This window comes from Geobacillus sp. WSUCF1 (assembly GCF_000422025.1).
In the GTDB taxonomy this organism is placed as follows: Bacteria; Bacillota; Bacilli; order Bacillales; family Anoxybacillaceae; genus Geobacillus; species Geobacillus zalihae.
Window position 1 is genome coordinate 1 of the sequence record NZ_ATCO01000223.1, and the last position, 8,192, is coordinate 8,192.

Genomic DNA, 8,192 nt, shown 5'->3' on the forward strand with positions numbered 1-8,192 from the left:
ACCCGCTTCACAGACCCATACATGGGTCTTTAAGCGGCGTTGTTCGGTCGCCCGACAGTCGATCAAATGCTCGGTAAAAGCTACAAATGTTAAAGCTTCAAATTGCATCTATATAGCGCCTCGCCGCGTCGGCCCGCCAATGCGCCCGAAGCCAGTCAGCGCACCGCTTCCGGTTCCACATGGACGTGCGTCGCCCGAATGTTATGCCGGTTTCGCATCAAACGCTCGACTTCATCAGCGATTTCATGGCTTTTTGCCACCGTCAAATGCGAGTCAACGCGGATCGTCACTTCCAGCACAATGTCGTTGCCTAACATGCGCGCTTTAATGTCAGCGACATCGCGCACGCCGCTCACCGCTGCAATTTCGTCTTTATAAACGGCGAGCTGCTGTTCATCAAAACCGTCGGTGAGCGTATGCGCCGTCTCCATAAACACCTCCACGCCGTCCTGCCAATCATCGCCCCGATCACAAGCGCCGCCAGCGGATCAAGCCATGGCCACCCAAGCCGCGCGCCGGCGATGCCAATGGCGGCGCCAATGCTCACCAGCGCATCCGATAAATTGTCTTTCGCCACGGCCGCCAGCGCCATGCTGTTCGTCCGCCGCGCCAGCCGACGATTGATGGCATAAACGCCAATCATAACGGCCGCCGAGGCGAGCGCAACCACAGCCGCTAAAACATCAGGAGCCGCTACCTTTTCTTTGCCGAACAGCGAGCGGACGCCGCTTGTGATCACGTCAATGCCAATGGACATCATCAAAAAAGCAGCCAACAGCGAGGAGATGTTTTCCGCCCGCGAATGTCCGTACGGGTGGTTGCAATCACGTGGTTTTTTCGCGATTTTCATGCCAATATAGACTGCCGAGGAAGCGATAATATCACTCAAATTATTCCAACCGTCCGCTTCCACCGCATCCGAGCCGAACACCCCCCCAGCCAACAGCTTGCCGGCCGAAAGGAGAAGATAGACGAAAATGCTCAGCAGTGCGCCCGCCTCGGCTCCTTGTTTTCGATCCACTTTCTTCACCAACCTAGCCATCTCATTTTTGCACGTATCAGTGTACCAGCTTGAAGCCGGTTGGGTCTACAGCAAGAAAATTTCCTCTTTTCATAAGAATAGGGACAAGCAAATTTTTTTGTCTAAAGGCAAAATCGAGCGCATTTGCGTATGATAAACCAAGTCGAAACAAAAAAGGAGAGGAACAGATGTCTGCATATTTAGACTGGTTGGCGGACATGGGGATCGATGGCGCTCACCCAGGCGGTTTTGAGTTAACAAAACAAATCTTACGTAAACTTAAGATCGACCGTTCAACATCCGTGCTTGACGTCGGCTGCGGCACCGGACAGACGGCGGCTTATATCGCCGAACAGTACGGGGCCAACGTCACCGCCATCGACATCCACCCGACGATGATCGCCAAGGCGAAACAGCGTTTTGCCGCCAAGGCGGTCTCGGTCCGTTTGCATCGCGCCTCGGTCGAAGCGCTCCCGTTTCCCGCCGGGACGTTTGACCTCGCGCTTTCTGAATCGGTGCTTGCTTTCGTTTCATTGCCAAACGCGCTCGCCGAAATCCGCCGCGTGCTCAAAAACGATGGCCTATTCGTCGGCATTGAAGCGTGTCATGAGCGGCTGACCGCCGCCGAGCAAAAGCAAATCGCCGCCTTTTACGGCTTCCGTCAGCTCATGACATCAGCGGAGTGGAAAGAAGTGCTCGAACAAAGCGGCTTTGGCTGCCGCCAGTTTTCCTACGCGGCTGCAGCCGAAGCGCCAAGCCTTGGGGCACCCATCGTCATCGCCCTTCCGCCGACACCGGAGATGGCGAGCATATGGCAGATGCACCAACAGTTGACAGCTCAATTCGGCGACCGTCTTGGCTATTGCGTCTTTTGCTGCGAACCATAGCTGGCAAGAAAAACGGCGTCCTCGACGAGGCGCCGTTTTCACACTTTTTTCACTACTTTGAAATATTCTTCAAGCGTCAAGCCGCGCTTTTTGATCACCGCGGCCGCCTTCCGCCCGACATAGCGGAGATGCCACGGCTCATACTTGTAGCCGGTCACCGCTTCCTTTCCTTTCGGGTAGCGGATGATGAATCCGTACTCGTGCGCATGGGCGGCTACCCATTGCCCTTCTTTTGTCGCCCCGAACGATTCGGTCAGCTGACAGCCGGCCGAGCGGCTGCTGATATCGACCGCCAGCCCTGTCTGATGCTCGCTCTGACCTGGATGAGCGACCGCTTGAACCGCTTTTTCCCTCCCCTTTTGCCGCACTTCTTCAGCAAAAATCACCTGCTGCCGCTCGTATGAACGATAAGCGGACACGGCCACCAGCTCAATGCCATCGCGGCGTGCGGCGGCAAACATCTCCTCAAGCGCCGCGGCCGCTTCGGCCCGCATATGCCGCTTTTCCGCGTTCGGGTCAGCACACAAAAACGGCACGCGCGGCACGACCAAGTCCGCCGGCTTATAGCCAGGCGGGAGCGACTGTTCTTTATTGACGAGCACCAAAATGTTGTCAGGGTTTTGAATCACTTTTTGTCCGTTTTGCACCTCGACGATGTTCCAATATTTCGCCTCAAGCTGCAAATCGGGATCGACGGGGCTCTCGCTCGTTTTCCCCTGTTGTTGATGATCGCTTGGGTGCACCGCGCTTTCCGGCGGCTGGCCGGACGGGCCGGCCGCACCGTTGCTGCCGCTCTCCCCTGTTTGGCAGCCGGCGAGCAGCAGGCACACCAACATCGCCGCTTGCCATCGCTGGTTCATGTTCCTTCTCCTTTTCTGTTTTCCCAGGCCCAAGCGCCCGGCAGCCCAATCACGCGCCATTGCGGATCGCCGCTTCAAGCGCCACTTCAATCATCTCGTTAAACGTCATTTGCCGCTCCTCAGCCGTCGTTTCTTCTCCGGTGAGAATATGGTCGCTGACCGTCAGCACCGACAGCGCCCGGCAGCCGAATTTCGCCGCCAGCGTATAGAGCGCCGCCGTTTCCATCTCGACAGCCAATACACCGTAGCGCGCCCACGTTTCCCAATTCGGTTCATCATTGTAAAACATGTCGGCGGTGAACACATTGCCGACTTTTAGCGCCAGCCCTTTTTCCACCCCTACTTCATACGCCGTCCGCAGCAGATGGAAATCGGCGGTTGGCGCATAATCGCGGCCGCGGAAAATGAGCCGGTTCATGTTGGAATCGGTCGACGCGCTCATCGCCAAAATGACGTCGCGGACGCGCACATCCGGCTGAATCGCTCCGCACGTTCCGACGCGGATGAGCGTCTTTACGCCGTAGCTTTGGATCAGTTCGTTCACATAAATCGAAATGGACGGCACGCCCATGCCGGTCCCTTGCACGGAAATGCGCTCCCCTTTATACGTCCCGGTAAATCCGAGCATGCCGCGCACTTCGTTGTAGCATACCGCTCCTTCCAGAAACGTTTCGGCAATGTATTTGGCGCGCAGCGGATCACCCGGCAGCAAAATGCGCTCCGCGATCTCCCCTGCCTTCGCTCCGATATGTACGCTCAATGGGATTCCTCCTTTGGTTTGAACGATTGTTGTCGGGCCATGCCCTCGTCTATCATATCATATGTTTGCGGAAAATGGCAGTCTTCCTTCGAGTAGCCGAGGCGGCGAACGGGCATACTATGTGTGCCTGCCCGAGGAGAAAGGAGGAAAAGACCGATGAAAAAGAAACTCGAACAAGCGGTGGAATACGCCAACAAAACCAATCCATCGTCCAAATCAAACAATCAGCCGTCCACATCGAAAAAGGAAAAGACCAAATTCTAACATCATTCCGAAAGAAGTCTCCCACTTCGAAACGTGAAGGTGCACGAGCACCCGTCCATGTGGGAGATGAATGTTGGCCGGCAATCGCCGTCGGATCGAATCACATGTTGTTCAAACGGGCACCTTCGAAACGAAGGGAAGCGGAAAGGGTCCTTGTGCATTGTCGTTTGGCACATACGCAAATCGCTGAAAGCTCCCCCTGTGCACTCGCGGAGGTGGGTGAGACATTTGCGGGGGAGCCGCTCTCTTACGATGTTTTGGATCGGCGATAATCGCCCCGATGGCGGCGCGCCAAATACCGCTCATTGATATACAGCACCTTTTTGTCTTTGCTGCGCGTATATTTTTTCTCGCGCTCGCGCCGCCTGGCGACAAGCCAACAGGAAAACAAATACAGTGGAAAGACGAGCTGCATCGCGCCGGCAAAGACATACCAAAAACCGTTGATATCGGCCAAATCGCGCAAGTACACGTCGATGCCGCTGAGCCGATAGTACATGTCAGCAACGATGGCAGCGATGATGACGACGTTGACCGCATGGAGAAGGGGCACGCTTCTCCAGCGGAACAAGAGTCGCTCAACTTGCCCTTTGACCCAAAGCAATGCCGCAATCGAGACAACGCACACAAGCAGCGACAGCGCCAGTGCGGCCATCGTTTCGCCCCCTTCCCTCTTTTCTCCTGCGCCCGCCGCATGATGCCGCCTGCAAACATTTTCCGTCGATGAACCGCCGTCAGACCGCATACACTAACGACGACGACGGTTCAAGGAGGGAAAACGATGGGCAAAAAACACCGCAACCGCATTAACGGGCAGAAAAAGAACAACCATATTCCAAAAGAAGCATTGATTGCTGAAGATGAGGCGCATGCCAAAGAATATTCCGCCGCCGGCGGCCGGAAAAACGGTCCGGGCCATCACGACAATCCAGAATCGTGACAAACCGCAGAAACCCTTGTGCGATACAAGGGTTTCTATCGCGGTTCCGACGGCTCGGATTCGTCCCAAGCAAGCGTGACGACTTTTGTATATTCCCCGCGTTCAATTTCCTCTTTTGTCGCTCTTTCATTCAGCTCCTCATCGTCGTCGATGCCCGGGACCACCATCGGCATGTCGCGCCGCCGTTCGTCATGTTCCATCAAGTCCGCCCCCTTTCCTTTCTTATCCGTTCCCGAAACAAGGGGGCTTTATTCATATTATATCATCTCTAGCTCTTGCTGGCGACTATATTTTCGAATATTCCGTCAACAGATGAGCTGACGTTCCACTTGTTTCCATCCGTCTGGACAAAGGCGATAGTACGTCTGTCCTTTCCGCCCTTCATCGATCAGCACAACGTCCCCAGTCCGCATAAATCGAGCTTGACAGTTTTTCGGCATCAGATCGGCGACATTCAACATCCGATACAACACCGCCAGCACTTCATCATGTCCGGCCGCCGTCACCGTCATGCGGCACACTTGCCGGTAGCCTTTCGTTTCCCCAAAGCGCGGTGTTTGAAAAACGACCGCCTCATATGCACGTTTTGTCATCCACATCCGTTTCCCCCATAAACGAACCATTGTTTTCCTCTCCCTTCTCCCAATAAATCGGCCCTCCGCGTCCCATACTATGGTTGATGTCGAATTCGATCGCGAATCGTCTTCGGAGCCGAGAAAAACGTGTATTGTACTTATTTGGTGATTTGGCGTGTCGATTCCTTCAGCAAACGAGCACTCCTTTTGTCGAAACGATCGCGGTCTTCTGGCAAAAGTCCACAAATGATGCAAAGGAGAGACAGCCTGATGCCGACTCGCCCGTTCGCTTGGCTGCGCCATCCGCTTCAGTATGCCTACCGCTCCTTTTTGTACCGCCATCCGGTCCGCCTCGCCGATGACGGCCTGCTTCGCCGGATGGCCGCCCGCACAACTGTCCCGACTGACGGACCGCTCAGCGCGGAAGAAAAGAGCATTGTTGCCGCCATTCGTCGGAAAACGGCGGAACATAACCGCAACAATGTGACGCGCACCGCCGCCTACTTAGCGTTTTTTGAGCGCCATCGGGAAATTCATTGGGCGTTTTTAGCCCATCTCGTCTCGCGCAACGGCGGTTGGAACATGACGGATTTGCGCGGCGGCCTTCTTCCGTTTTTGCTGCCGGAACAAATCATTGCACCCCTTTTTTTGTTTTTGGAGCGCGCCAATGCCCTCATTTTTCATGATGCCTATCCGCAGCTTCTGCTGTACGAAGAAAGCAAACGGAGGGAGACGCCGCTGTTTCATTTGTTGCCGGCGCTAGCGGTGTCTTCGTTTATGAAGCCGATGTGGGAACATTTTTGGGAAACGGGGAATGCCGCGCTTCTTACGGTTGCTCTGATCATCAACGAGCAGCAGTACATCCAGCTTCGCGTCATCGAACATCCGTTTTTCCGCACCCGCGTGCTGTCAAGCTGGCCGTTTATTGTCGAGCAATGGCTCGGGTTCAACGATGTGCTCATCCCATATGCCAAAGGCCGCCGCGTAGCGCTTGCCGGAACGACCGTGCGCGATTTCGCCGACGTCCACCACCGCATCCATATAGGCAAAACGCTGTACAGTCTGCTGCTGTTTGACGCCCGGCTGTTTCGCGGCGCCTGCCGCTTTGCCCGCTGCGTCCCCCACAGCGGCTCACGCGCCGACTTCTGGCCGCAATCGTTCGCTGAAACGCCTGATGGGCGCCGCTTTTACAGCCCCCGCCTTGAGGAAGCTTGGCCGGATCTTGCGCACCCGTTCCACGATCATCGCGATTGGTTCACCGATGAGGCGATCATGCAGACGCTTGAAACGCTCCCGCTTCCGGCCTCGGGCGACATGACCAGCCGCTACGAGCGGCATTTGGCCATGATGAAAACAGCCGCCATCGCGGCGGCCAAATCAACTTCATCATAAAACGACGAGGACTACTCCCCATCGATGTCAATCTCTTCATCGATGATGCATTTTTCAAGCAAATAGTCAAACGTAATATCCGCGAGCTCCTCAAGCTCCTCTTGCGTTGGCACAAAGCCGCGGCGGATGAGTTCTTGGTAAAAAAAACTCAGCGATTTCTTCCGTATCGATAATCACTTCAATTTCCTTCACCGCATCTCGCCCCCTTTGTAATGTTGTATGTCGCCGCCTTCCGTTTTATGTCAAAAATCATGTTGTACTATTTTTTCAGTCTCCCCCATACATATGTACCAACAAAACAAAAAACACGGAGGCGGACAAAATGGACAAATTCACTGCGATCGATAAAATGATGGAAACAGTTGTCAATGGATTGGGCGCGATCGTCATTTTCGCCGGCATTCCTTATTTTCTTTTTATTCTTTATCAATTTCTATCCTGGTGATCGGCGATTGTCCGCAAACGTTTTACAACTGTTTCCATCATCCGTTGGTACTGTTCATCGCCGAACCATTCATATAACGCTTTATAATCGTTGTACATGTCAAGGAGCTCGTCGACCGACGGCCCTTTCTCTCCGTTGTCGGCCGGCGGCAATAGAAGCGACGCTTTCACCGGCGCGGCGATGACAATATCTTGCACGAGCGTAATAGACGTCTCCTCTCCGTCGGCAAGCGGAATGATGTCTTCCAGATGGACTTCAATCTCCCAACCATCCATCAGCCGTTTCAATTCGTAAATCGTCTCTTCCCATCCTTCCCCGTAGTAGCGGTAAATTTCTGTCCGCACCCCAACAATTTTGAACAAATGGCCGCCATAATCGCGGACGCGGACAATTTCGCCAAGAAAAAACGGCAACTCAATTTCAATCTCTTCCGCGATCCATAAATCACCCGCAAACTCAGACAATAAAATGAGCGCTTGCTCGGCAAACAAGCTATGGCCATGGTTGATTTCGTATAAAAACACACCGTCAATCTGCTGAATATCGGTGATCGTTCCGACCGTTCCGTACAATGTATTGACGACGATGTCGCCGACGGAAAATTTCGGGCGTTTCGGCGCGCTCATTGGCCTCTCCCCCCTTTTGGAACAAATGGTTAGTATAGTATATGCATGCCAAGAAGGGTGGACACCTGCAACCGCGCGGAAAAAAGCTATTTGAAAGCGCTCCCAATTTATGAAATGGGAACGCTCCCTTAGTTATGCTTCATGCAAAAATTGCTCCCATAGCTCATCAAACACAACCATACTTTCCAAATAGTCACCGTTAAGCTCCAAATAGCCGCTCAGTTCTTCATAGTCCGTCGACCCTTTTGGAAAGCTGTGGTCTTCATACGCTCCGTTCGCAAACCGGACGACCGGATCTTCCTGGTGTCCATGGCGGAAGCGCAGCAAGTAACGGTAGAATGACTTTGCCATGTCCCCCATCCTCTTCCTTTCCTTTTGTTGCTATTATAATGAGCTTTTGGCTGTTTGTGAAGCCTTTTTTT

Annotated in this window: 11 protein-coding genes and 2 pseudogenes; 4 read left to right on the top strand and 9 right to left on the bottom strand. The window is 54.0% G+C overall.

Annotated features, from left to right (window positions below):
• Positions 1-155: 155 nt before the first annotated feature.
• Positions 156-1,042 (bottom strand): annotated as a pseudogene (locus tag I656_RS0116925) (cation diffusion facilitator family transporter).
• A gap of 167 nt (positions 1,043-1,209) precedes the next feature.
• Between I656_RS0116925 and I656_RS00830 the strand changes: the two are divergent.
• Entirely contained in the window at positions 1,210-1,908 is a 699-nt protein-coding gene (locus I656_RS00830) for a class I SAM-dependent methyltransferase (protein WP_033006787.1), read from the top strand.
• Positions 1,909-1,946: 38 nt separating this feature from the next.
• Here the strand turns inward: I656_RS00830 and I656_RS00825 are convergent, their stop codons facing one another.
• The 3 genes from I656_RS00825 to I656_RS00815 all read right to left on the bottom strand — a co-directional run bounded on the left by I656_RS00825 (position 1,947) and on the right by I656_RS00815 (position 4,447).
• A complete protein-coding gene (locus I656_RS00825; RefSeq protein WP_033006791.1) occupies positions 1,947-2,768 on the bottom strand; it encodes a D-alanyl-D-alanine carboxypeptidase family protein in 822 nt (273 codons plus the stop codon).
• 49 nt (positions 2,769-2,817) lie between these two features.
• Positions 2,818-3,528: a purine-nucleoside phosphorylase gene (deoD, locus tag I656_RS00820; protein ID WP_013145436.1), complete on the bottom strand. Its 711-nt coding sequence runs from the start codon at positions 3,526-3,528 to the stop codon at positions 2,818-2,820.
• A 511-nt stretch (positions 3,529-4,039) separates the two neighbouring features.
• Positions 4,040-4,447 (bottom strand): hypothetical protein, encoded by a 408-nt coding sequence (locus tag I656_RS00815; RefSeq protein WP_013145438.1) that lies wholly within the window; start codon positions 4,445-4,447, stop codon positions 4,040-4,042.
• 126 nt (positions 4,448-4,573) lie between these two features.
• Here I656_RS00815 and I656_RS18805 point away from each other — a divergent pair, with 126 nt between their 5' ends.
• Positions 4,574-4,732, top strand: coding sequence for a hypothetical protein (locus tag I656_RS18805; protein WP_008879283.1), 159 nt, complete (start codon positions 4,574-4,576; stop codon positions 4,730-4,732).
• A gap of 35 nt (positions 4,733-4,767) precedes the next feature.
• Here the strand turns inward: I656_RS18805 and I656_RS18810 are convergent, their stop codons facing one another.
• Positions 4,768-4,932: a hypothetical protein gene (locus I656_RS18810; RefSeq protein ID WP_164832367.1), complete on the bottom strand. Its 165-nt coding sequence runs from the start codon at positions 4,930-4,932 to the stop codon at positions 4,768-4,770.
• A gap of 105 nt (positions 4,933-5,037) precedes the next feature.
• Entirely contained in the window at positions 5,038-5,355 is a 318-nt protein-coding gene (locus tag I656_RS00810) for a YodL-like protein (RefSeq protein WP_015374738.1), read from the bottom strand.
• Positions 5,356-5,577: 222 nt separating this feature from the next.
• Between I656_RS00810 and I656_RS00805 the strand changes: the two genes are divergently transcribed.
• Positions 5,578-6,699 carry a DUF2515 domain-containing protein gene (locus tag I656_RS00805; protein WP_033006795.1) on the top strand — a complete coding sequence of 374 codons (1,122 nt, stop codon included), beginning with the start codon at positions 5,578-5,580 and terminating at the stop codon, positions 6,697-6,699.
• 11 nt (positions 6,700-6,710) lie between these two features.
• Here I656_RS00805 and I656_RS0116930 read toward each other — a convergent pair.
• Positions 6,711-6,891, bottom strand: a pseudogene (locus I656_RS0116930) (YozD family protein).
• Positions 6,892-7,021: 130 nt separating this feature from the next.
• On the opposite strand from I656_RS0116930, the gene I656_RS19810 reads away from it, so the two are divergent.
• Complete coding sequence (locus I656_RS19810) at positions 7,022-7,144, top strand: hypothetical protein (protein WP_013145441.1); 123 nt, start codon at positions 7,022-7,024, stop codon at positions 7,142-7,144.
• Here the strand turns inward: I656_RS19810 and I656_RS00800 are convergent.
• The gene (locus I656_RS00800; RefSeq protein ID WP_020756799.1) at positions 7,126-7,770 is read right to left on the bottom strand and encodes a hypothetical protein; all 645 of its coding nucleotides are present in this window, start codon (positions 7,768-7,770) and stop codon (positions 7,126-7,128) included. The genes I656_RS19810 and I656_RS00800 overlap by 19 nt on opposite strands.
• A gap of 132 nt (positions 7,771-7,902) precedes the next feature.
• Positions 7,903-8,121: a YozE family protein gene (locus I656_RS00795; RefSeq protein ID WP_011231067.1), complete on the bottom strand. Its 219-nt coding sequence runs from the start codon at positions 8,119-8,121 to the stop codon at positions 7,903-7,905.
• Positions 8,122-8,192 lie beyond the last annotated feature (71 nt).

Excerpts from the sequence above, each read along its gene's own strand:
- I656_RS00830 (WP_033006787.1), top strand. The coding sequence starts at position 1,210 with ATGTCTGCATATTTAGACTGGTTGGCGGACATGGGGATCGATGGCGCT.
- I656_RS19810 (WP_013145441.1), top strand. The coding sequence starts at position 7,022 with ATGGACAAATTCACTGCGATCGATAAAATGATGGAAACAGTTGTCAAT.
- I656_RS18805 (WP_008879283.1), top strand. The coding sequence starts at position 4,574 with ATGGGCAAAAAACACCGCAACCGCATTAACGGGCAGAAAAAGAACAAC.
- I656_RS00810 (WP_015374738.1), bottom strand. The coding sequence starts at position 5,355 with ATGGTTCGTTTATGGGGGAAACGGATGTGGATGACAAAACGTGCATAT.
- I656_RS00815 (WP_013145438.1), bottom strand. The coding sequence starts at position 4,447 with ATGGCCGCACTGGCGCTGTCGCTGCTTGTGTGCGTTGTCTCGATTGCG.
- I656_RS00805 (WP_033006795.1), top strand. The coding sequence starts at position 5,578 with ATGCCGACTCGCCCGTTCGCTTGGCTGCGCCATCCGCTTCAGTATGCC.
- I656_RS00825 (WP_033006791.1), bottom strand. The coding sequence starts at position 2,768 with ATGAACCAGCGATGGCAAGCGGCGATGTTGGTGTGCCTGCTGCTCGCC.
- I656_RS18810 (WP_164832367.1), bottom strand. The coding sequence starts at position 4,932 with ATGGAACATGACGAACGGCGGCGCGACATGCCGATGGTGGTCCCGGGC.
- I656_RS00800 (WP_020756799.1), bottom strand. The coding sequence starts at position 7,770 with ATGAGCGCGCCGAAACGCCCGAAATTTTCCGTCGGCGACATCGTCGTC.
- I656_RS00795 (WP_011231067.1), bottom strand. The coding sequence starts at position 8,121 with ATGGCAAAGTCATTCTACCGTTACTTGCTGCGCTTCCGCCATGGACAC.